Source organism: Pseudomonas sediminis (assembly GCF_039555755.1).
In the GTDB taxonomy this organism is placed as follows: domain Bacteria; phylum Pseudomonadota; class Gammaproteobacteria; order Pseudomonadales; family Pseudomonadaceae; genus Aquipseudomonas; species Aquipseudomonas mendocina_D.
Genome location: NZ_CP154631.1, coordinates 903415 through 926808 on the forward strand (window position 1 = coordinate 903415; position 23394 = coordinate 926808).

General features: G+C 57.8%; 20 protein-coding genes and 1 pseudogene. 15 read left to right on the top strand and 6 right to left on the bottom strand.

Annotated elements, in window-relative coordinates:
- The first annotated feature begins 266 nt into the window (after positions 1-266).
- The 6 genes from AAEQ75_RS04335 (at position 267) to AAEQ75_RS04360 (ending at position 7953) form a co-directional block, all read left to right on the top strand.
- Positions 267-1412, top strand: coding sequence for an ABC-three component system protein (locus AAEQ75_RS04335; protein ID WP_343350971.1), 1146 nt, complete (start codon positions 267-269; stop codon positions 1410-1412).
- A 49-nt stretch (positions 1413-1461) separates the two neighbouring features.
- Positions 1462-1971, top strand: a complete 510-nt coding sequence (locus AAEQ75_RS04340; RefSeq protein WP_343350972.1) for a three component ABC system middle component — start codon at positions 1462-1464, stop codon at positions 1969-1971.
- 313 nt (positions 1972-2284) lie between these two features.
- Positions 2285-3784, top strand: a complete 1500-nt coding sequence (istA, locus tag AAEQ75_RS04345) for an IS21-like element ISPst3 family transposase (RefSeq protein ID WP_153605164.1) — start codon at positions 2285-2287, stop codon at positions 3782-3784.
- Positions 3777-4580: an IS21-like element ISPst3 family helper ATPase IstB gene (gene istB, locus AAEQ75_RS04350; protein WP_011911830.1), complete on the top strand. Its 804-nt coding sequence runs from the start codon at positions 3777-3779 to the stop codon at positions 4578-4580. Before istA ends, istB begins: the two co-directional genes overlap by 8 nt.
- 289 nt (positions 4581-4869) lie before the next feature.
- Complete coding sequence (locus tag AAEQ75_RS04355; protein ID WP_343350973.1) at positions 4870-6582, top strand: DUF3732 domain-containing protein; 1713 nt, start codon at positions 4870-4872, stop codon at positions 6580-6582.
- A 159-nt stretch (positions 6583-6741) separates the two neighbouring features.
- Positions 6742-7953, top strand: a complete 1212-nt coding sequence (locus tag AAEQ75_RS04360; protein ID WP_343350974.1) for a hypothetical protein — start codon at positions 6742-6744, stop codon at positions 7951-7953.
- On the opposite strand, the gene AAEQ75_RS04365 is transcribed toward AAEQ75_RS04360, so the two are convergent.
- The 4 genes and pseudogenes from AAEQ75_RS04365 to AAEQ75_RS04380 all read right to left on the bottom strand — a co-directional run.
- Positions 7931-10207 (bottom strand): hypothetical protein, encoded by a 2277-nt coding sequence (locus tag AAEQ75_RS04365; RefSeq protein ID WP_343350975.1) that lies wholly within the window; start codon positions 10205-10207, stop codon positions 7931-7933. The two genes, AAEQ75_RS04360 and AAEQ75_RS04365, sit on opposite strands and share 23 nt — an antisense overlap.
- A gap of 25 nt (positions 10208-10232) precedes the next feature.
- Positions 10233-10415, bottom strand: a complete 183-nt coding sequence (locus AAEQ75_RS04370) for a hypothetical protein (RefSeq protein ID WP_343350976.1) — start codon at positions 10413-10415, stop codon at positions 10233-10235.
- A gap of 300 nt (positions 10416-10715) precedes the next feature.
- Positions 10716-13232, bottom strand: a complete 2517-nt coding sequence (gene hrpB, locus AAEQ75_RS04375; RefSeq protein ID WP_343350977.1) for an ATP-dependent helicase HrpB — start codon at positions 13230-13232, stop codon at positions 10716-10718.
- Between the two features lie 202 nt (positions 13233-13434).
- Positions 13435-13848: pseudogene (locus tag AAEQ75_RS04380) on the bottom strand (DEAD/DEAH box helicase); the annotation flags it as partial.
- A 148-nt stretch (positions 13849-13996) separates the two neighbouring features.
- Between AAEQ75_RS04380 and AAEQ75_RS04385 the strand changes: the two are divergent.
- The 5 genes from AAEQ75_RS04385 (at position 13997) to AAEQ75_RS04405 (ending at position 16919) form a co-directional block, all read left to right on the top strand.
- Positions 13997-14416 carry a polyribonucleotide nucleotidyltransferase gene (locus tag AAEQ75_RS04385; protein ID WP_099526226.1) on the top strand — a complete coding sequence of 140 codons (420 nt, stop codon included), beginning with the start codon at positions 13997-13999 and terminating at the stop codon, positions 14414-14416.
- Positions 14417-14420: 4 nt separating this feature from the next.
- Positions 14421-15302, top strand: coding sequence for a cation diffusion facilitator family transporter (locus AAEQ75_RS04390; protein WP_143504712.1), 882 nt, complete (start codon positions 14421-14423; stop codon positions 15300-15302).
- Between the two features lie 365 nt (positions 15303-15667).
- Entirely contained in the window at positions 15668-16147 is a 480-nt protein-coding gene (locus AAEQ75_RS04395) for an Lrp/AsnC family transcriptional regulator (RefSeq protein ID WP_004424680.1), read from the top strand.
- Between the two features lie 91 nt (positions 16148-16238).
- On the top strand, positions 16239-16457 hold the full coding sequence (locus AAEQ75_RS04400) for a DUF2788 domain-containing protein (protein WP_003240295.1): 219 nt from the start codon (positions 16239-16241) through the stop codon (positions 16455-16457).
- A 69-nt stretch (positions 16458-16526) separates the two neighbouring features.
- On the top strand, positions 16527-16919 hold the full coding sequence (locus AAEQ75_RS04405; RefSeq protein ID WP_084340292.1) for a globin: 393 nt from the start codon (positions 16527-16529) through the stop codon (positions 16917-16919).
- 6 nt (positions 16920-16925) lie between these two features.
- Here the strand turns inward: AAEQ75_RS04405 and AAEQ75_RS04410 are convergent, their stop codons facing one another.
- Positions 16926-18227 (bottom strand): sensor histidine kinase, encoded by a 1302-nt coding sequence (locus AAEQ75_RS04410; protein WP_343350978.1) that lies wholly within the window; start codon positions 18225-18227, stop codon positions 16926-16928.
- 282 nt (positions 18228-18509) lie between these two features.
- On the opposite strand from AAEQ75_RS04410, the gene AAEQ75_RS04415 reads away from it, so the two are divergent.
- Positions 18510-20348, top strand: coding sequence for a TonB-dependent receptor domain-containing protein (locus AAEQ75_RS04415; RefSeq protein ID WP_343350979.1), 1839 nt, complete (start codon positions 18510-18512; stop codon positions 20346-20348).
- A 4-nt stretch (positions 20349-20352) separates the two neighbouring features.
- On the opposite strand, the gene AAEQ75_RS04420 is transcribed toward AAEQ75_RS04415, so the two are convergent.
- Positions 20353-21033: a response regulator transcription factor gene (locus AAEQ75_RS04420; RefSeq protein WP_343350980.1), complete on the bottom strand. Its 681-nt coding sequence runs from the start codon at positions 21031-21033 to the stop codon at positions 20353-20355.
- Positions 21034-21182: 149 nt separating this feature from the next.
- Here AAEQ75_RS04420 and AAEQ75_RS04425 point away from each other — a divergent pair, with 149 nt between their 5' ends.
- Genes AAEQ75_RS04425 through AAEQ75_RS04435 form a run of 3 tightly spaced genes read left to right on the top strand, consistent with a single transcriptional unit; the run spans position 21183 to position 23391 of the window.
- Positions 21183-21485, top strand: coding sequence for a hypothetical protein (locus AAEQ75_RS04425; protein WP_343350981.1), 303 nt, complete (start codon positions 21183-21185; stop codon positions 21483-21485).
- Positions 21482-23071 (top strand): PepSY-associated TM helix domain-containing protein, encoded by a 1590-nt coding sequence (locus AAEQ75_RS04430; RefSeq protein ID WP_343350982.1) that lies wholly within the window; start codon positions 21482-21484, stop codon positions 23069-23071. The genes AAEQ75_RS04425 and AAEQ75_RS04430 overlap by 4 nt, the downstream gene beginning before the upstream one ends.
- Positions 23068-23391, top strand: coding sequence for a DUF3325 domain-containing protein (locus tag AAEQ75_RS04435; protein WP_343350983.1), 324 nt, complete (start codon positions 23068-23070; stop codon positions 23389-23391). The genes AAEQ75_RS04430 and AAEQ75_RS04435 overlap by 4 nt, the downstream gene beginning before the upstream one ends.
- The last annotated feature ends 3 nt before the right edge of the window (positions 23392-23394 follow it).

The window sequence follows — 23394 nt, forward strand, 5'->3', positions numbered from 1 at the left end:
CTTGGTACTCGAGCGAGCCTATGAGTTGGCGTTAGATCTCGCCGAACAGCGAGGTCAGAGGAGAATTGGTCGCGCGATAGCGTTCGAGGAGATTGAGCAGCCCCAGAGCAGTTCCACACACCGGAAATGTAGCCTTGCGGCAGTGAACTGTATATCGAATGGCGCTCTGATATCATCCGTTTCGACGTGCGCTTCCAAAGCGACCTTCAGCCTTGGTTGGGCCGTTCTTGACGTCTGCTTATTAGCGAAGGAAAGGCAAGACACGGATGCAAACCAACTCATCGAATCGGGCATCAGCTCCGGGTCAGTATTATGGCTACTCCATACAGGCCACTCGTCAGTGCCTGCACCTCCTCAACGCTCAAGCAGGCTCAGTAGTCGCGCTTGAGGTCTTGGACGACGTTGATGTCGTTCAGCAAAATAACCAAGTGGTTGTTGAGCAGGACAAGAGCGGCCTAGCAACAAATCCCGTTTCGGATTGGTCGGTCGACCTTTGGAAAACATTCGCCAACTGGATCGATGCTATCGAAAACCGGCTTATTGACCTTTCCAAAACCAAGTTTCATTTGTATGTCGTGCAAGAAAAATCTGGAGAGCTCGTCGATAAGCTGAAGTACGCGCACAGCGAAGCGACTGTCCTGAAGGCCGTGGAGGAAATCAGGGCCAGATATGAGTCCGAAAAGCCAGCCGGCTGCAGCGCTTACGTGGAGAGGTTCCTTTCCTTCGACACCGCAAAACTGGTGCTGCTAGTTTCCCGGTTCGACTACGAATCTGGAAACAGTGATCCGGTTAAGCCAATCAAGGACTACTTCCGAGCCACAGTGCCCGAGATTTTCATTGAGACGGCCTGCGCTGCCGCCATAGGCTGGGTTAAAACCCGAGGTGATGAGCTAATTGGGGCCGGCAAACACCCGGGAATCCTTAGGGACGACTTCACCGACTGGCTATCAACATTCTGCTCCAGCATTGATTACGACCATCTTTTGACGTACTCGGCTCCACCGCCCTTAGAGTCGGATGTAGAGTCCAACATCCATAATTTCCCAACAATGATGCGCCAACTCGACCTAATCGAGAAAAGATATCGAGATAAGGTCAAAGCATTGACTGATTTCATGCGAGCCAAGGCGAGCGAGGTCAGATGGGCTGAAAAAGGTCTAATCGTAGAGGCTCAGTTCAAAGCTTTTAAAGAAGACCTCATTGACCACTGGGAATTGCACAGCCTCAAGCTCAAGACGCAAACCGCACTGACGGACATTGAGAAAGGCCGAGCATTGCACCATGAGTGCAATCTGCTCACCGCCAAAATCAACAACAAAGAAGCACCCGACCACTTCTCGCGCGGCACCTTCCAATACTTGTCGAACGAGAAGCTAATTGGCTGGCATCCATTATACAAAAGCCTACTTTGACCTCCGAGCGGCCAGATAGCCCCACAGCAAGACATCAAAAGAGCATCGAATGGACGCGATCAGAAGATCTGCCCAAGACCCCAACGAAGACATTTATCTAGTACAGAACCCTGCCTTGGGAGCGGCGCTCATTTGGCAATTTGTCGAGGGCTATGCACCACAGAGAACTGGGGCGCCTCCCACCTTACCACTTTTGTTCCTGGCACTCCCAATTATCTACCATGAGCAACTTCGAGAAACCGTAATAAGCACCAATCCTTCATCAGGACTACGGCTTTTTGCGGGAAAGTTCAAATCAGAGCAAGAGACTCTGTATGGCATTCATGATCGAATGCTGCGCCTGCGAGAGTTGAGCCTTTCCTCAATATCGATTGCACTCCAGTGCGGGCTTATCAGCATCAATACCGCATCCGCAGAGGTAACCTCTCTGCGCCATGCATCGCCTAAGCAAGTCGACGAAAAAATCAAGAACATGCTGAAGTCAGCTCAAAAACTAGGCCATTGGTGCAAAGAGCTCTCACTACAGGAAGTACAAGCCATTCTACGGATAAAATTATAATGAAACTTCAGATTCTTAGGCTGATTCTCTGGCCCCGGAACGGCGGAAAGTACCGCGAAGTCGAGTTCACCCCAGGGAAAGTCAATATCATTAGCGGATCATCGAAGGCAGGAAAATCTGCCGTGATTCCCATTATAGATTACTGCCTAGCATCCGAGCGTTGCGCTATCCCGGTAGGAACAATCAGAAAGACGTGTGTGTTGCCGCTGACCGAAAACTGACCCAGTAGAGGCTGTTCTGCCGACTGAAAACTGACCCAGGTGTTCAACTGCTTCTGCTCAATTTTTGAGCAGGAGAACACAGGGTGATCAGTATGGAAATGATGGGCAAAATTCGGCGGATGTATTTCCGCGACAAGCTGTCGCTGCATGAGATAGCCAAGCGCACCGGGCTGGCGCGCAACACGATTCGCAAGTGGGTCAGAGCACCTGAGGCCAAGCAGCCGGTGTACCAACGCCGCGCGATCTTTAACAAACTCAGCCCTTTTCACGCCACGCTAGAGCAGGCGCTAAAAGCCGATTCGCTGCGCCCCAAGCAACAGCGGCGCAGTGCCAAGGCGCTGTTGGCGCAAATCAAAGCCGATGGTTATGACGGTGGCTACAGCCAGCTCACCGCGTTTATCCGTGCCTGGCGAGGGGGACAGGGCAAGGCGTCGCAGGCCTTTGTGCCGCTGACCTTTGCTCTTGGCGAGGCGTTTCAGTTTGACTGGAGCGAGGAAGGCTTGCTGGTCGGCGGCATTTACCGGCGTATGCAGGTGGCACATCTGAAGCTGTGTGCCAGCCGTGCGTTCTGGCTTGTGGCGTATCCGAGCCAGGGCCATGAGATGTTATTTGACGCCCATACACGCTCGTTCGGCGCCTTGGGCGGCGTGCCGCGCCGGGGCATCTACGACAACATGAAGACCGCCGTCGACAAGGTCAATAAGGGCAAAGGCCGGGCGGTGAATGCACGCTTTGCGGTGATGTGCGCGCATTACCTGTTCGATCCGGACTTCTGCAACGTCGCCGCTGGTTGGGAAAAGGGCATCGTTGAAAAGAACGTGCAAGACAGCCGCAGGCGTATCTGGCTAGACGCCCAGGACTGTCAGTTTCACTCCTTCGAGGAACTCAATGCCTGGCTGGGCCAGCGCTGCCGCGCGCTTTGGAACGAGCTGACGCACCCTCAATACAGCGGGCTGAGTGTGGCCGAAGTGCTTGAGTTGGAGCGCGCTGAACTGATGCCTGTGCCAGCGCCATTCGACGGTTACGTCGAGCGGCCTGCGCGGGTCTCCAGCACCTGCCTGGTCAGCGTCGGGCGCAACCGCTACTCGGTGCCGTGTGAGTACGCGGGTAAGTGGGTCAGCAGCCGTTTGTATCCGACGCGAATCGAGGTGGTGGCTGACGACGCGCTGATCGCCAGCCATGTCCGCTTGCTGGATCGCGACCAGGTCAGCTATGACTGGCAGCACTACCTCCCGCTGATCGAACGCAAGCCCGGTGCGCTGCGCAACGGCGCGCCCTTTGCTGATCTGCCGGCGCCGCTGCGTCAACTTAAGCACGGTCTGGGGCGTCATGCCGGCGGTGACCGGATCATGGCGCAAGTTCTGGCTGCCGTACCGGTCGCCGGGCTCGATGCGGTGTTGGTGGCTGTTGAGCTGGTACTGGAAAGCGGCAGCCTGAGCGCCGAACACATCCTCAATGTCGTGGCGCGCCTGGCCGCGACCGAACCACCACCCAGCGTCGAAACCCACTTGTCGCTCAAGGAAGCCCCCGTCGCTAACACGGCGCGCTACGACCGCCTGCGTGGCCAGGCCGAGGAGGTCGGTCATGCGTGATTTGATGGCGGAACTCAAGGAGCTGCGCCTGCACGGCATGGCCACGGCCTGGGCGGAGTTAACTGCACAGGGTGAGTCGAACACAGCCTCGTCCAAGTGGCTGCTCGAACACCTGCTGGAACAAGAGCACACAGATCGCGCCATGCGCTCGGTGAGCCACCAGATGAACATGGCCAAGCTGCCGATGCACCGCGATCTGGCCAGCTTCGATTTCAACGCCTCTAGCGCCGACGCACGCCTGATCAGCGAGCTGGCCAGCCTGGCCTTTACCGACACCGCGCAGAACGTGGTGCTGATCGGTGGGCCAGGCACCGGTAAAACCCACCTAGCCACCGCGCTGGCCGTGTCCGGCATCACCCGGCATGGCAAGCGCGTGCGCTTCTACTCCACGGTCGATCTGGTCAATCTGCTGGAGCGCGAAAAACACGACGGCAAAGCCGGGCGGATCGCCCAGGCACTGCTGCGCATGGATCTGGTCATCCTCGACGAACTGGGTTATCTGCCGTTCAGCCAGGCTGGCGGTGCGTTGCTGTTTCACCTGCTGTCCAAGCTGTACGAACACACCAGCGTGGTGATCACCACCAACCTGAGCTTCGCCGAATGGTCGAGCGTGTTCGGCGACGCCAAGATGACCACCGCCCTGCTGGATCGGCTGACCCACCACTGCCACATCGTCGAAACCGGTAACGAGTCCTATCGCCTGCAACACAGTAGCTTGGCGGCCCAGGCCAAGATCAAATCACGCGAGCGAAAGCGTAAGGGCGGCCAGGAACCGGAGGACGATGAGCCGTTCTGATTTCATGGTGACGACGGCCTGCTGCATGGCTGCATGTGGCAGGTCTTCAACAGCTGAACTGGGACAGCGAGGGAGTGGGGGCAACAGCAGCTGCGCTGGTAGACTTATCCACAGTTGCTGGTAACAAAATCAGCAATCCGCCCTGGGTCAAATTTCAATCGGCAGGGTGGGTCAATTTTCCATCAGCGCCAACAAGACGTGTGCTTGGTTCGGCGTATTAGTTGACACTGAAGAGGGCAAGAAGCTTATTGCCAGGGCAGAGCCGGGCAATCAAAGGTCAACTGACGACATGTTTATCGTCGAAGGCCGTGAGATAGAAATTCCTGAGCGCATCGACCGAAAGAATACCACACGCGACGCAGTAAAAGAGAAGCTAAGCCGACTATCCGGCCTACCTAATATCGGCTTCGGAGAAGAAGACAGTAGCGAATTTTCTTTCAAGAGCCGTCCTAGCTTCCGAGACTTGATGGCTTTTAGCTTTCAGCCTCAGAACATAGTAGCAAACCCCGATGTCCTTTTTTACAAAGCTGACAGCTATGGCAACCGCGAAAAGCTCAAGAGCATATTCCCCTTCATCCTCGGTGCAATTGACTCAAGCTCGCTTTTGATCGCTTGGGAACTCAAGGAGCTGCGTAAGCAACTCAAGGTATTGCAAGCAGAGCAAGCAGCAATAGCTTCTGTCTCAAAGCGTTGGCAGGCGGAGGCTAACGTGCTGTTCTACCGCGCGCGTGAGTACGGCCTGATCGATACAGGCGCTCAGCCAAGTAAGGAATGGGCGCAGCTGTTGGTGCAGCTTAATCAAATCGCGCAGAAGAGCTCGAGAGATGCTTTGGTTACACCAGCTGCCGCAGAGTCCACCGCTAACGTGTTAGCAGCGCTACGCGCGCGCGAGACTGTTATCGGTGAGAACCTTTTTGTAGGCAAGCAGAAGCTTGATGAGCTAAAGCAGGTCAAACAAGAGGCAGAGTCGTACGCCAGCTCCCTTCAGAACATTGGCCAGCGGCTTTCTCTTTCGGGCTGGCTCAGAGACCTAGCCACGGAAAACAAAACGGATTCCACTGATAATCCGTTGGCCTTTCCCGCACTCAGCGCATCCACTCAGCTCGAAGAGCTATGCGTGGCTCTAGAGAAGATTGAGCTAGTGGCAGCCGAAACGCCTCTAGTCTCAGCCTCCGTTCAAAGCGAGATCGTCAGGCTGCGAACTCTGATACGCCAGGACAGTGAAACGCTCGCTGCCATTCAAACGGAGATTAAAGGCATTGAGGCACGAGATAAGCTCGCCGCCAAACATGCGTTCCGGATGACAGAGATCGACCGCTTCCTCGGCAGCCTCCAGCAGTCCCTCAGCACATACGCAGAAGCTCAGCAGGACTCCGGCCTCGCAGACCGCGTGAAGGTGCTGCAAGAGCGAATTGCGGATCTGGCACCCAAGGTATCCGACGAGGCCGTCAGGCAAAAAACGAATCAGATACTGTCCGAGATCACCAGAATCTGCACCAAGATCACCCCCCATCTCGACGCAGAGTGGAAAGACGCCCAGATCGCCCTTTCAATTCCAGACTTGGCTATCAAGGTTCGCCACGAGGGGAGAGATGATTTTCTTTGGGAAGTTGGCAGCGGTGCGAACTGGCTGGCGTACCACATCGCAATACTTCTGGCGCTACAGCTGTTCTTCATGAAGTCCCCAAATCATGCGGTACCCCATCTCTTGGTTTTCGATCAGCCGAGCCAAGTCTATTTTCCAATCAAGCGCGCCACGAGGAAAACCGCTGACGACGCCGACCAAGAGGAGAACGAGCCCATCCTCGACGATGAAGATCGCGACGCGGTTCGGAAGGTCTTCAATGTTCTTGCAAGGGCAGTAAACGGGTCGAAGGGACGACTGCAGATTATCGTCCTTGACCATGCCGGCAGCGAGGTATGGGAGGGTATCGAAGGCGTGGTGTTGTCGGAAGAATGGCGCGATGGCAAGAAACTCGTACCGCCAAGGTTCGATGCTTGATCGCCAGGAACTTAGTCCTAGCCTACATAGCCGAGACCAGATCTCGGCTGTGTTCAGCACGCTACTTACGAGGCTTCGCGCGGGCAGTCGGCTCCGCCTGTTTATGGGCAGAGTTTCTGCCGTCCTGGCAGCCATCGGAGTGCATTGACCGTGTGCGCAATGGAAAAGCGGTACCCAAGGGAGTCATTCACCAAAAAGCTCGTTCGAATGTGCCTACTACTTGATGAAGCAGCTGAACGAGTAGTTGAGTTCAAAGACTTCTTGGGTGAAATCCAGACACCAACCATCAGCGTAACCTCACTCTGGGTAGTGGGGTCGTATGCGCGAGGAGCGGTGGAATGCGGTGATCTGGACATGGTCATCCAGTACGCTCACCGTGACGGCTGGGAACCTAGCCCACGCCAAGTCAACAAGGCATTCTTTGGCGTCCTTCCATTGCTCAGGCTCTACAAGGGTACGCCTGAACAGAATGCGTCTGGCGTGGAATTTAGCGAGCCAGTGCTAATCTGGTCGGGGCCAGGATGCAATTGGCAAGCAGCCATCGACGCGATTGCAGTAGATCATCATGCAGGTCGAGCGCCGCGTGAAACTGACTGCATCCCCTTACGCAACGAGCAGCTCCGAGCGTTCAACACAAGCATGGAAGATGTCGCTCAGATGATGAAAGAGGGGCTGCTAGAAAGCGAATTTGTACCCTTTGATAGCTTAGAGCTCAGCGAACTATCCTCTGACGGCATCTACGAAATCGAGCAACGGTTCGTTCAATTAGGCAAGAAATCCCGCGAGCTACTTCCAGCCATCTTGCGCCTAATGAGCGAACGAGAGCCGTTGGGAGAATGGCATGGCGAGAATGTCACTACCCTACGATATGGGGGAACGCAGCTGCGCCTGGGAACACCCGAACTTAATGTGAGCTGCTTTGATGACAACCCTGCGATTCGCCAGCTGGCTCTGATACCTCACCGCAGTGCGCGAGGCCCCAACGGAGCCTGGATTTTACGCAGAGGGCCTTCTCACCCCGCTGTCTTGGCGATATCCAATCGGTACGCGTATGTGTCGCTGATTGTAGGAGCACCCGACCTGATACACGCGTCAGGTGGATTTCAGACTGTCCGTGTAGTCGAGCTGATGAGCACCGAAAAGGCAGTCCTAGACAGGCAGAAAGTCTGGGCAGTCGATGCAGAGCTGAGCGAGCAATTCGGCATATCACGAGTTGAAGGCTTAGAGCTCTTGTGCCTGATCAGCAGCGTGGATGTCGTTGAGACCGAAACCGGAGAGTTTGCGATTACCTGGTCAGGTGCCAGCTACCTAGAGGAATACCAGATCACACCGCTAAGCGAGCTCATCGCTAGCCTTCCAATGAAGACTTAAGCAAATCAATCCTTGCTGTACCGGCTTCCCTCAATATGTAGAGGTCGCCGGCAGCAAGCCCTTGCCCTTTCGGCTTCCCAAAACACCGTGAATACGGCTTCTCGCCTGCGGTCTTGAACTTCTCCCCTGGGAAATATCGCTCGAAGCGAGCCTTGGCGTTCGCGAGAAAGACTGCAGGGTTCGTATAGTCGCGACTGTATCGACCAGACTCTGCGTTGATGCTCAGCCAGCCGTCTGTATGACAGTGCCTAATCTCTCCCGCGATTCGAGCGGACTTGAAGCCAGTGATTGAAGGATGACCACGGTTATCGTGCTCCTCCGCCACTAGCAAGTCTCCATCCACGGTGATTGCCCAGATCAGATTGGCAACCTCCTTTTTGGCGAAGCGGTGGAAACGCTCCTGGAGCGTGTCACACTCCGGCTCATAGAAGGTGTTCAAGGTCTCGTTGAGCTTGATTTTCCCGTCCGGAAACTCCGACTCACGGATATTCTTCGGCGCGCGAGGTGTGCCGTACATCCTGTCTAGATAGTCGAGCCTGCTCAATTTCTCAGCCGTGAGATGGCGGATGAACGACTGGAGAAAATGACCTGAGTTAGCCTCAATTTTGTCTGGATCTTTCGTACGAAATACATCCAGTACGACGCTCCCAACGGTAATGTCCTTCACGTAGATCGCAGACACCGCATTGCCCTGCGGAATTTCACTGGCATCGAACAGTACCGTGAAAAGCGGAACGCCCTGATACTCGAGCGTTGCCTCCCATTGGAGACGAGCGAATCCACCTGTAAGCAGCGCTAGCTTCTCGGCCTGCCACTGCTCGAATCGAGTATCGTCAACCTCACCAACAGAGCCTTCGGATGTAACCTGACGGGCAGCCGCATGCCTCAAAATGTCGTGGCGAATGCTAGATATCTCTCGAAGCGAAGTGCGCCACTTGAGATCGCTGCGACTCATATCATCCTGCAATTCATCCCACGCCATGTTCGCGATTAGACGGCAGGTTTCATGAACGTACACATAAGACAACCGAGCCTTTTTCTCGCACGGTACGGCTGAGAAAAGAGGGACTATGAGCTCGTGCGGATCCTCCCAGTTCTGCCCGCATTCAGACATTTTCTGGAGGCCCAACGCCCACGTCTGGTCTTTAACGTCAGCGGCCTTTCTTAACTCGTAGTCGGAGAGTGCCACGAGCTTAGCCCTTGCATATGGGCCTAGGCGGTCATCATGTACATAGAGCACCTGCTCATCGGCATCGATTTTATATCCGACGATACAGATTGCATGCCCACCACGGCTGGTCAATGCGCGCTTGGGAGTCGCAACATCAAGGGGCACCACCGAGACAACGGACGTCGATTGATCGCTGACATCTACGCTCGTGTCCTTGCCTGTTACGTCGTTGAAAACTTCACCGGAAAGAATGATTGGCAGAGAGCTGTCGATATGCGCAATCACAGACTGAAGGAAGTCCGCCCTGTCGGGCGCCTTTATGCTCTCCGCGTGGTAACGCAGTCCTTCGATATCAAGTGATCTAAGGATCTGCTTGTTACTGAGCTGCTTGCTAGGAAAGCTGTTGGACGAATCAGGGATGTGGTTGATGGCATTAATGGTGATCTCGCTACAGGAGGGAATACTCCTTGGCTGACGCCAGGTCAAGCAATGGAGTGCGACCCATATAGCGGTCGTCGCACAAGCCGCAACCACCTTGTCCTGCTCTTGGAAAGCAATCGAGTCGACGGATAGAGGAATGCCGAACAAATCGACTTTATAGGTGCGCGCCAGGCGCTTCTTGTCCTTGTCGGCAGTTCGCTCATCGGGCATTACCTTCAAACAGGTCTTGCCGATGAAGGTACGTGGCAGAGGTTTAAGCACCACAAAACCTAGATAGTCAGCATTCAGAGCCGAGATGGAGTCACCAGCATCTGCACCCTGCTCGAGAATCGAGGTGATGTGGCGATGATCTACCTTGCTTGAGAAGAAATGCAGTCGCGCACATTTATGGCCATCGTTACCGAAGCGCTTCACGTAGTAGCGGGAGAAGTCCTCTAAGTAGTCCTTGTCTACGTAGCTGTGCTCAAGCAGGACGGACTTTGCGCCAAGGATCCTAAGGTAGTTGAACAGGTAGTCGACCTGATCCTTACGGAAAATATCAGGGAAGTCGTAGCCAAAGCATTCTCTTACCAGGTTGGTAATTGTCTGCTTCTCAAAAGTAGATACCAGGTATGAAATCATGGGCATAAAAAAAGCAGCCAATGGCTGCTTTTTCCTTGAATAGGTATTAGAGACTGCAGGTCTTCGCCAGCAATTCTTGGCTCACTGCCTTGGATTCGATGCGCCGCTCAATCTCGCGATCATACTGCCGAACGCGCTCGTAGCTCGCTTCGTTACGCTGAATGCGTACGTGCGAATCCACGTCATCACGGCGGTTGTTGGCAAGGTCGATCAGGGCTTTCAGGCTCATAGCTTCTCTCAAGAAACAGGCACAGAATGATTACAAGGTAGCAGCGTAGATTCGTTCAACACAATAGGAATGCAATCAACTGCAATCTAGTGGACGAAGGCATCGTAGACACGGAACGCAAAACGGTCACGGATTATACAGACAAAATTAGACCACGAAAGCCCGCTGATCGGAGCTCAGACTACGCTCGCTTAGCCTACGTCTCACTAAAAAGGCGACTGGCTCACTGAACGCAGAGAGTAGACGAACGCGTAGAAAGCGCAAACGACTCCTACGACGTCCCTTACCAAGGAAAGGCAGTCATTTCCTAGGCTTCGCGCGAGCAGTAGGTTCAGCCTGCATTGGATCATCAGGCCACCAATGCTTAGGGTACCGCCCCTTCAGATCCTTCTTCACATCTATATAGGTGTTCGCCCAGAAGCTAGCTAGATCCTGAGTCACCTGCACCGGCCTGCGAGCTGGCGATAGAAGATGCAGAAGAACCCCCTGACGCCCACCTGCAATGCGCGGCGTCTCAGCCAGTCCAAACAGCTCCTGCAGGCGCACAGCGAGCACAGGCGGATGCTCTGAGTAATCCAGGGCGATGCGCGACCCCGAGGGCACCTCGAGCGCTTTAGGTGCCAACTCATCGAGACGTTGCGGCAGCGGCCAGGCCAACAGGCCCAGCAGAATGCTCGGCAGATCTAAGTTGGCGAAATGACTGAGGCGGCTCACCTTTGATAGGTAAGGTGCAAGCCACGCATCCAGCGAACTCAGTAATGCAGCATCTGAGAGGTCAGGCCACTCGCTCTCACCTTTCTGCTCCAGGTCTAGCTTGCGCAGAAGAGCCACTCGCGACTGCCACTGCCGGAGCTCAGGCGTCCAAGGAAGCAGCTCTATCCCCTTGCGTCGCACCAGACCAGTTAGAGCCTTCGAGCGGGCCTCCTCATCAAGGCTAGGCAATGCCGTGCGGCTCAGCACAAGCTCTCCAACGCGCCGCTGCCTCTCAGCCTTAAGCACACCTTCGCGCTCGTCCCATTCGAGTTCGTCCCGCTGGGTTACCTGCTCTGCCAGAACAGTGTCGAATAGAGAAGCATCGAGCGCTGCTGCCAGGTAGATACGCTCTTCACGCTGTCCTTGCCGGCTACCCAGATCTGCGATCACGAGCCATGGCTCTTTCATCAGCGCATCTGGCTCGCCGAACTGTGCAGCGCGACCATTCGCTAGCCTGTAGTTGCCTCCACCATCACGACGCTGAAGAGCAACACGATCTGGATAAGCGAATGCTAGGAGCGCACCTAACCAGCGAGGATGATCGGGGTCGGCCACCGGCTCTGATGCCGGCCCTCGTAGGTAGCCTCGAAATTGCCTTGCGAGCTGACGCGCACGCTGTACGGCTCCACGGCTAGCGCGCGATCCGGGCTCACTACTCATCGCTGTAATGCGATCATGTAGATCAGCGCCGGCACCACGAAGGATGTCCTTCTCGCCAAGCAGTGCAGCGACATCGCAGGCCAGGTTTCCAAGCCCAAGTGCCTGGCCGCGCAAGAGCAAATGAGCGATTCGCGGATGGGTCGGCAGCTCCGCCATAGCTTGGCCATGAGAAGTGATAGCGCCGCGATCATCGAAAGCGCCAAGGCGGAGGAGCAGGTCTCGAGCTTGGGCGAATGCTGCTGCAGGTGGAGCATCCAGCCAGGCGAGGTCACTAGGCTCTACCCCCCAGCGTGCGAGCTGTAGTGCGAGGCCGGAGAGATCCGCTTGGAGAATCTCCGCAGTGTCGAAGGCAGCGAGCTGGTCATGTTGCGCTTCTGACCAGAGTCGGTAGCACACACCAGGTTCAAGGCGCCCTGCCCGACCGGCACGCTGAGTAGCGGCAGCTCGCGAGACGCGTTGGGTGTCTAGTCGGGTCATGCCGCTCACTGGATCGAAGCGAGGAACTCGAGCCAGGCCGGCATCCACCACCACCCGCACGCCGTCGATGGTCAGGCTGGTTTCAGCAATGTTGGTCGCCAGCACTACTTTGCGTTTGCCGGTAGGCGCAGGCTCAATAGCCGCCCGCTGGGCGGAGAGGTCGAGCTCGCCATGAAGCGGACAAAGCAGGACATCGCTGCGCCCATCAAGCTGCTCTTTCAACTGATCGTGGACGCGACGGATCTCGGCCTGACCAGGAAGGAATACCAGGATGCTTCCAGACTGCTTGTTGATTGCGGTCAAGCAGGTGTCCGTGACTCTCGCATCGATACGCTCGCCAGGCTGATATGGGCTCCCCCATACCGTTGATACCGGGTACATCCTTCCTTCACTGGTGACCACAGGCGCTTCATTCAGCAGCTTCGAAAGGCGAGCACCTTCCAGCGTTGCGGACATCAGAAGCAGCTTTAATGGCGGCTCGTCGCGCAACAGCTCACGGCCATTCAGGCATAGAGCCAGTGCAAGGTCAGAGTCGAGGTTTCGCAGGTGGTACTCATCGAAGATGACGACGCCCACCCCATCCAGCGCCGGATCATCCTGGAGGCGGCGGGCCAAGATACCTTCAGTAACGACTTCAATCTGGGTGCTCGGGCCAACTTTGCTTTCAAGGCGAATGCGGTAGCCGACAGTCTCTCCAACCTTCTCTCCCAGCTCACTCGCTAAGCGCTCAGCTGCCGCTCGAGCAGCCAATCGACGAGGCTCAAGCATTAGGATTTTCTGGTCGCCAAGCCAAGGTTCATTTAACAACGCCAAGGGCACCCGAGTGGTCTTGCCCGCACCAGGCGGAGCTTCAAGGATCACTTCGTTGCGCTTGGCCAAGGCCTCTCGTAAGTCTGGCAAAACGAGGTCAATAGGTAGAGAAATCATCGAGGCTCCCAAATCAGGGATGCAGTATATGCTGGGTGCTAAGAGATGATTTTGACTTGAGGTCGGCAGCCAGGAGCAGTGAGCTAGCGGTGCGCACCATCAACGGACAGGAAGATCGAGAGCGGAAGCGGAAGCTGAGGCAGGAGCAGGAGCAGGAGCAGGAGCATCAAAGCCTTGTGGGCTTTGATTGAAAAGCCTGACAAGCAAGAGCAAAAGGAGAACTAATCAGCAAATCATGAAACTCATCGAAGATCACCAGGCCGATGCCATCCAGCGCCGGATCATCCTGCAGGCGACGGGCGAGAATGCCTTCGGTGACCACCTCGATACGGGTGTTTGGCCCGACCTTGCTGTCCAGACGAATGCGATAGCCGACCGTCTCGCCGACACGCTCGCCCAGCTCGCTGGCCAGGCGCTCAGCCGCTGCTCGCGCTGCCAGGCGGCGCGGTTCGAGCATGAGGATGGTTTGCCCGGCCAGCCAGGGCGCGTCGAGCAGCGCCAGCGGCACGCGGGTGGTCTTGCCGGCGCCGGGCGGCGCCTCCAGCACCACTTCGTGGCGGGCGCTCAGTGCATCGCGCAAATCAGGCAGCAGCGAATCGATCGGCAGGGTGTTCATCATTTCTCCACAGCAGGCCAGCGATTATAAAGCAGCCGCGATGCGGCGAACCGCCAGCGCTGCCGCCGGTCTTATCGACAACCGCTGCAACCCGCGGCTTTGCAATGGCGAACTGCTATAGTTGCGCCACTTTTTCCAGGAGGTGCTCATGCGCACGAAATCCCGCGTCATCGCTGGCGTTGTCGCCGCTACCCTGCTCACTCAACTGACCGCCTGTGGATCGATCTTCTACCCGGATCGTCGTGGCCAGATCGAAGGCAAGATCGACCCAGCGATTGCCGTAGCAAACGCCGTCGGTCTGCTGTTCTATGTAATTCCCGGCCTGATCGCCTTCGCCGTGGACTTCGCCACCGGCGCCATCTACCTGCCCGAAGGGCAGACCGTTCAAGTCGACCCGCAACAGCTGCAGAAGCTGATCGGCGAAGACGGCAAGGTCGACCAGTACGCGCTCAAGACGCTGATCGAAACCAGCACCGGCCACCAACTGCCGCTCGATGATCCGCGCCTGATCCAGCACAGCGGCAGCGCCGAGCAATTGGCGGCCTACGGCCTGCGTCCGGCGGCCTGACCCCATGCACAACCCGCAGCATGCCCGGCTGATGCGCCTGGCCACCCGCGCAGCGCTGACCGTAGCGCTGACACTGGTGCTGGCCAAGGCGATTGCCTGGTGGCTGAGCGGTTCGGTCAGCCTGCTGGCCGGCCTCACCGATTCGCTGCTCGATAGCGCCGCCTCGCTGATCAACCTGATCGCCGTGCACTTCGCCCTGCGCCCGGCCGACGAGGATCACCGCTACGGTCACGGCAAAGCCGAAGCCCTGGCCGGGCTGGGTCAGGCACTGTTCATCGGCGTCAGCGCTGTGCTCATCGGCCTGCAGGGCATCGAACGCCTGCAATCTCCACAACCGCTGGAGGCCGAAGGCGTTGGCATCGCCGTCATGCTGCTGTCGCTGGGATTGACCGTCGTCCTGCTGACCTTTCAACGCAAGGTGGTGCGCGAGACCGGTTCTACCGCGATTCACGCCGACTCGCTGCACTACCGATCCGACATCCTGCTCAACAGCAGCATTCTGCTCGCCCTGTTGTTGACCCGCTTCGGCTGGTTGCAGATGGATGCGATCTTCGCCATCGGTATCGCCTTCTACATCTTCTGGAGCGCCATCAGCATCGTACGCGGCGCGGTGGCCGTGCTGATGGACGAGGAGTTGCCCAGCGAAACCACTCAGCACATGTACGCGCTGGCCAATGCCGTACCTGGCGTACTGGGCTCGCATGACCTGCGCACACGCATTTCCGGCACGCGCTGGTTCGTTCAGTTGCACTTGGAGTTGCCGGGCGAGATGAGCCTGTCCGACGCGCATGCGCACTGCGAGGCCGTGGAAAAGGCCATTCACGCGCATTACCCACGCGCCGAAGTGCTGGTGCACGCCGACCCGCAGGAAGTGGTCCAGCACTGACCGCAAGGTCCTGCCCCGCCTTTCGGCACGACTCAGGCAACGGAAATTTCAGGCAATAAAAAAGGGGCCTTGCGGCCCCCTCGGGGAATCTGTCCGGTGCTGGCGATGTTGTCGCCGCTTTCGTCGCCTGCCTGGTTGGGCAGTGCGGACCCGGGTGCCGGTGCGGTCCGGTAGGACCGTCGGCGCCGGCTCACCTGGTTGGGCGAGGCCGGTAGGACTTGTCGTCCGGGCCGTGAAACTGAGAGAAAGCTTACGCCCGCCGCGCCGAAATAAGATTGCTAATATTGCTTACAAATTTACCAATTGCGCAATTTACAACTAAAGGAGCACTATCTGGCGCAATCAAATAATGAGCCAGATAAAAAATGGACAAACTCGACCGTTACGACCTGAATATTCTCGCCGAATTGCAGCGCAACGCTGCCCTGTCCAACCAGGAACTCGCCGAACGTATCGGCCTCTCGCCATCGCCCTGCTCGCGCCGAGTCAAGCAGCTGGAAGACGACGGCTACATCACCGGCCAGGTCGCCCTGCTCGACCGCAAGAAGCTCGGCCTGAGCCTGACCGCCTACGTGCTGATCGGCATGGACCGGCACACACCGGAGCGCTTCGAACACTTTCAGGATGAAATCCGCAAATGCCCGGAAGTGCTGGAATGCTGCCTGGTCACCGGTATGGACGCTGACTACCAGCTCAAGGTGGTAGTGCCGGACATGGATCATTACCAGAAGCTGCTGCTAGGCACCCTGACCCGTATCGATGGAGTATCCAGCGTGCGTTCGAGCTTCGTGCTGCAGCAGATTCTGTCCAGCACGCAGTTGCCGTTGCAGCACCTGCGCGACTGAAAGTCGCAGGGTGAAACGGATCATGCCGCGCCCTGGGTCAGGCCGCGTATAATTTTCGCCCTGCGTTTTCCCTGCGAATCAACGAGGCACCATGGAAACCGAACAATTTGAAGCCCTGATGATGTACGTTCTGGTGGGCGGCCTGATGCTGTTCATGTTCTTCATCATCTGGGACCTAGCGAAGAAGTCCAAGGCCGGCCGCCTCGGTACCGCCATCCTGTTCCTCGGCCTGGGCCTGTGCCTGTTCGCCTTCCTCGCCAAGCCGATCATCACCTACATTATCGAGACCGCGCGCGGCATTCACGGCTGACCCAGCCAGCCAACGTAATCAATCCAGGCCGCCGCAAACGCGGCCTTCAGCCCACTCAAGGAGTGACACATGAGCGCCGCCAATCTGGTGATGCAAAGCTATGGACGCTGCTGCGCCAGCCCGGACTTCTTCGACAGTTTCTACCGCCACTTCCTCGCCAGCTCGCCGCTGATTCGCGAGAAATTCGTCGACACCGACATGAGCGCGCAGAAGCAGCTGTTGCGTCAGGGCATCCTCAACCTGGTGATGCACGCCCGCGGCATGCCTGACACCAAGCTGCGCGCCCTCGGCGAATCGCACTCGCGGGAGCGCCTGGACATTCGTCCCGAGCTGTACGACCTGTGGCTCGACGCGCTGTTGCTGACCATCGGCGAACACGACAAGGAATGCGACGCAGACGTGCGCCAGGCCTGGCGTGAAGTGCTGAACAAAGGTATCGCCGTGATCAAGGCCGGTTATTGATTCAGGTCATGCTTGCTTGACGGGCAGCAGGATACTTAACGTGCTGGCTTGTCCATCGGCGAAAGCAACGCGGCCACCGGCGTTCTCCACGATACGGCGAACGATGGCCAAGCCAAGCCCGGTCCCTTCGCTACCCTGGCAGCACTTGCTGAAACGCTGGAACATTGCTTCCCGCTGATCTTGTGCGACCCCCTCACCCTGGTCGCAAACCTCAATGACGACATTCCCGGCGGACTTCCGCCCCCGCACCCGGACTGTCCCAGCGCCATGCAGCAGGGCATTCTCCAACACGTTGAGCATCACCTCGCGTAATTCATCGTGATTACCCCGGCAAACCAAGCCATCCTCAACGTCAACGCTCAGCTCACGATCCCTGACCTCGAACAAGGGCAGCATGCTCGCCACTGACTCACGGATCACACGTGACACGCGACTCGTCTGCTCGCCCCTCTGCTGCGTACCCGCCATTCCCTCCTGGCGCGCCAGTTCGAGCAGTTGCCCGACCAAACGACGCATCTGACGCATTTCACGCTCCAAGGCCGGCCAATCCGGGCGTTCACTCTCGCGAGCCTCCTGCATGCGCAGGTCGAGCACTGTAAGTGGCGTGCGTAGTTCGTGAGCCGCATCCGCCACGAAACGACGTTCACCAGCAAAGGCCTCAGCCAGACGATCGAGTGCTCGATTGGCCGCGTCGGCTAAGGGCCGGATTTCCACGGGCAAATTGGTGAGAGGGATACGTCGGTTCAATTCCCCAGGCCCAATGGAAGCAGCCAGATCGGCAGCACGCCTCACCGGCCGCAACGTCCAGTTGAGTAACCAGAGGATCAACAGCACTGACAACAGACCCAGCGGCAGCATGATCAAGAGGCTCTGCCGTAGACGTTCGAGCAGCAGACGATCAATCGTCCCGCGCTCTTTCGCATCGTTGCGCGTCACCATCAACGTCGCACCATCAGGCAGGCGCACCGGAACATTGATCACACGCCCACCGATTGGGCTCCAGCGCCACCAGCGACTTCCCTGCTCCAACATGGCAGTACGCAAACGGCTTGGTCGATCCAGGTTTTCCGAGAACCACAGCACTTCTCCCTGCGCCGAATAAAGGGTGTAGCCCAATGGCTCCCCGGCATAACTGAGCGGCAGGCGGCCCATGTCGTTCTCGTCCCGTATCCCCTCGGTGACGGCATGCGCCTGAAGCTCCAGCATCGTCCTTCGCAGCTCGTCACGAGTGCCGTAGAGGTGAATAGCGAGGTTGCCGAAGCCCAATGCGAACACCAGCAACAGAGCAACCAGGATGCGCAGGCGCAAGCTTCTCCGCGTCGGATTAGTTCTCTCCCCCGTCAGGTTGGCGTCAGCAATCGCTGGCATAGTCGCCGCCCAAAATAATGAGATCACTTATCATTTGTATTATCCATTAAGGGGAGTTCAGCAATAATGTCGATGCGACATGCCAATCGTCTACTGGGTTTTCGTCCTACGGTTCTCGCCGCGGCCATTTCGCTGGCACCAGCAATCGGATACGCCACTGAGGGTACAGAGGCGCTGAACCTCAAAGACGTAGTCGTCACAGCATCTGGTTACGAGCAACAGTTGATCGAGGCCCCAGCCTCGATCACGGTCATCACCAAGGAGCAACTGGAAGGTAAGTACTACCGCGACGTAACCGACGCCCTACAGGACATTCCCGGCGTATCTATCGAAGGTGGCGCAGGCGGCAAGCTGGAGAGCACGTCGATCAACATCCGTGGTCTGGGTGAGGCCTACACGCTGTTCATGGTCGACGGCAAACCACTGGGTTCCTCAGGTGAGGCCTACTACAACGGTTTCGGCAGTGCGACTCAGTTCGGCTGGCTGCCGCCGATGTCGGCCATCGAACGTATCGAGGTGATTCGTGGCCCGATGTCTTCTTTGTACGGCTCCAGCGCCCTGGCTGGCGTGATCAATATCATCACCAAGAAGACCACAGCTTCGAGCTGGTCCGGCCAGATCAGCTATGACCACCTGCTACATGAAGATGACGCCGCCGGCACGGCGGGACAGACTCGCTATTACCTAAGCGGCCCGCTGGTCCAGGAGCATCTGGCCCTGAGCCTCTATGGCTCGCGCTACAAGCGCGACGAGGACGACATTGTCGGTGGTTACCCCGAGAAGACCAGCGAGAACAATACCGCCAAACTCGATTTCGTCCTGAACGACATGCACAGCTTCCAGCTGGAAGCCGGTCGTGCCAAGAGCGACAACCTCAAGACCGAGATCAGTGGTGCACCTGGTGAGATGAACAATGACCGGACCCATTACGGCATCACCCATGATCTGAACTGGGGCAACGGCTTCCGCACCACCACGTTCGCAACTCAGGCTCGCGAACAGATCGAGAACGGCAGCTCGGAATCCGAGTACAGCGACGACCTGATCAACAGCAAGACCTTCATCCCGCTAGAACGCCACACCATCACCCTGGGCGGTGAGTACAAATGGGAAACCATCGATCATGACCAGGGCCGCTTTTACGGTGCCGATATGACGCTGGAGCGTTGGCAGCGCGCCCTGTTCGTTGAGGATGAGTACGCACTGACCGACGCATTCTCGGTAACAGCTGGTCTGCGTTTCGATGAGAACGAACACTACGGCGAAGAAATCATCCCTCGCCTCTATGGCGTGTACCGCCTGAGTGACGAGTGGGTGCTCAAGGGCGGAGTCAGCGGCGGCTACAAGGCGCCTTCATTGAAACAGGCCGACTCCAGCATTGTCGAGAATGCCGGCCGTGGCCGCTCTTATGACATGGGCAACTCGGATCTCAAGCCGGAAAGCAGTATCAACTACGAGATGGCTTTGATGTGGGATGCGGACAACGGTATCCAGTCCGGCGTCACCGTGTTCTTCACCGAGTTCGAGGACAAGATCGGTAAAAAATTGTGGTGCACCAGCCCGGCCAACAACCCGAGCTGCACCGTCAACGGCATCGCGCCGCGGCAGACCATCAACCAGTACGTGAACCAGGATCAGGCCGAATTGCGCGGCGTGGAAGCCTTCTTCAACGTACCGCTGAGCGCTTCGGTGGATCTGCGCACCAACTACACCTTCTCCGATAGCGAGATCACGGAGTCCGAAGCCTCGCCAGAGGACGTCGGCAAACCCTTCAACAACCTGCCCAAGCACATGTTCAACGTTGGTCTGGACTGGCGTGCCACCGATGCCCTGAACTTCTGGACAAAGGCCCGCTACAAGAGCGAGACCGTTTCGGACGAAGACCTGGAGCGACGCCCAGCCTATACCCTGGTCGATCTCGGCGGACTGTACCGGGTCAGCAAGCACATGGACGTCTATGCCGGTCTGTACAACGTCTTCGACAAGGAAATCTCCAGCGAGGAATACGGCAAGACCCTGGACGGACGTCGTTTGAATCTGGGCGTCGCGCTGAGCTTCTGAGCAGTCACCCTGCGTTAAGGGTCAGGCGATAGCCCAGCCCACGCAGGGTCTCGATGCCGCTGTCGGCACCGGCATCCGCCAGTTTGCGCCGCAAGCGTGAAACCAACGCCTCGATGGCATTGGGTGTGACGGCCTCGCTGAGCGCATACAGGCGCTCCTCGAGGTGGTCCTTGATCACCACGCGCGGCGCATTACGCAATAACTCCTCAAGCAGGGCCAGTTCACGTTTGGACAACAGCAATGGGCATGCACCCACGCAGACGTCGCGACTGTGCTGACACAGGCTGAGATTTCCCAATTGCAGGCGGCGCTCGCGGCGCGATCCAGGGCGTCGAAGAATAGCGCGCAAGCGCGCCTGTAACTCAGCCATCTCGAACGGCTTGAGCAGATAGTCATCGGCTCCCGCATCGAGCCCGGCAACGCGCCTTTCAAGCGCATCGTTGGCCGTGAGGATGATGCAGGGCAGATCGTTGTTGCGGGTCGCAGAACGTGCAGCCAGGAGCGACAGTCCATCCATGTCGGGCAGGCCGAGGTCAAGAATCATCGCGTCATAGCGGCTCAGCTCCAGCATCGCCTGAGCCTGCCGCCCGCGCTCTGCGATATCGACCACAAAGCCGGTGCGCTGCAGGTGACGCTGTAACAGTTCACCCAACGCCGGATGGTCTTCAACGACAAGCAATTTCATGACATGCACCGTGCGCTTGTCAGCCTTCGGTCAGCAAAGGCTGGGATAGTGAGAGCATCTTAGGATTAAATCATTATGATTAGCATTATCATCAATATACAAACGTATTTCGTTTCCCAAGGCCTCACAATCAGTCGGTGGGGCTGCTAATGGCACGCACTCATTCGCCTGAGAACGCCTTCCGCTATCGCCTGACGATTGCAGCCCGAACACTGCTCGCAGTCCTGGGGGGCTACGGCTTTGCCGCTCTGTGCTGCGCCAGTCTGGCCCTGGCACTGCCCCTGCCAAAACCGCAGGCGGTGCTCGCCGCCACACAGCTGTCCTTCGCGCTGTACTGCGCCTTGGCGATATGGGCCTTCAGCGCCAAAAGTGTGCGACGTGCCTGGTGCGTGGCGACGCTGCTGTGTGCCATCCCTGCCGCACATCTGCTGATGCGGAGCGCCAACGCATGAAGCCATTGGCCTTCCGCCAGGCGAATGCCTGGCTGCACACCTGGACCGGCCTGCTGCTTGGCTGGCTGCTCTACACCATATTCCTCACCGGAACGCTGAGCTTCTTTCAGGAAGAGATCAGTTACTGGATGAAGCCTGAGCTGCACACCGCTGGCCCAAGGGACGACAGCGCCAGACTTGCATTGGCGCAGTTGGAGAAGCACGCGCCTGATGCCGCGCAATGGAACGTAAGCCTACCCGGACCACGCAATGCGGCATTGCAGATCCAGTGGTTCGAGCCGGGCGAACGCATCGGCAAGGGCGGCGGGCAGCGCCTGACACTGGATACGAGCAGCGGCGAACCTGTGCAGGTGCGTGAAACACGCGGTGGTAGCTTCCTCTACCGCTTTCACTTCGAGCTCTACGCCATGCCTCGCGAGGGGGCGCGCTGGATAGTCGGTATCGCGACCATGCTGATGCTGGTCGCCATCGTCAGCGGCGTGATCACCCACAAAAAGATCTTCAAGGACTTCTTCACCTTCCGACCTGCCAAGGGACAACGCTCCTGGCTAGATGCTCACAACGTAACCGCAGTACTCGCCCTGCCCTTTCATTTCATGATCACCTACAGCGGCTTGCTGCTGCTGATGTTCATGCTCATGCCCTGGGGCGTCGAAAGCGCGTACCAGGGTGATCGTCAGGCGTTCTTCAGCGGAGGCGGTGGTCGAGGGGCCCCAACCGATGCGCCGCGACAACCAGTCAAACCGGCGCAGATGACCGATCTCGCTCCCCTTCTTGCCCATGCTCAACAGCGCTGGCCGCTGGGTATCGCCAGTCTCTCGATCTCCGCCCCCAATACCGAGCGCGCCGTGGTCGAACTGCGACAGCGCGGTGGCGACAGCCTGCTCGAACGCGGCAATGGCGAGCGTTTGCGCTTCAACGGCGTGACCGGTGCAGCCATGAACGCCCCCAAGGCGACGCCAACGCCAGCAGCCAGCGCTGTTTACAACGTATTTACCAGCTTGCACCTGATCCGCTTCGCGGGGCCACCGTTGCGCTGGATGTTCTTTCTCAGCGGCCTGCTGGGTACGGCCATGATCGCCACCGGGCTGGTGCTGTGGGTGGTCAAACGCCTGCCTGAGCGCAAGAAGCTGAGCGGTACCCCGTTCGGTCATCGCCTGGTCGAAATGCTCAACGTAGGCTGCATTGCCGGCCTGCCAGTGGCTATCGCCGCCTACTTCTGGGCCAACCGCCTTTTGCCAGCAGGGCTGGAGCAACGGGCCGACTGGGAGGTCCGGTGCTTCTTCATCGCCTGGGCCCTTTGCCTGCTGCATCCCCTGCTGCGCTCGCACAAGCGTGCCTGGCTCGAGCAGACCAGCTTTGCCGCATTGCTGTTCGGTGGCCTGCCCTTCTTTGCTCTGCTCCAACCAAGCAGCAGCCTGATAACGACAGTGAGCCAGGGCCACTGGTTACTTGCCGGTATGGATCTGGCCCTGCTGGCCAGTGCTGCCCTACTAGCCCTGGCGACCTGGCATATCGCCCGTCACCAAGCCATGCCGAGCAAAGTGCGCCAGACGCGCAAAGTAACTCAGGAGGCCGCTGCATGATCGTGCTTTGCCTTGCTTTGTGCTTCAGCGGTTTCGGCTCGCTGTGTCTTGGAGTCGACCGTCATCATGAGCAGGTATTCGCGCATAAACCTGCTCCCCTCAGGCGCCAACTGCTAAGCCTGCTTGGCTGGCTGCTTTTTGCTAGTGCTGCTGTACCCGCGATCTTCGCGCTCGGCACCTCGATAGGACTGGCGCTGTGGGCATCCGTGCTGACCCTCGCAGCCTTCGCCCAAATCGCAATGCTCAGCTATCGCCCCGGTCTGATCCCAGCACTGAGCCTCGGCGCCCCAGCGCTCGCCCTGTTCCTGCACCTCATCTGATGG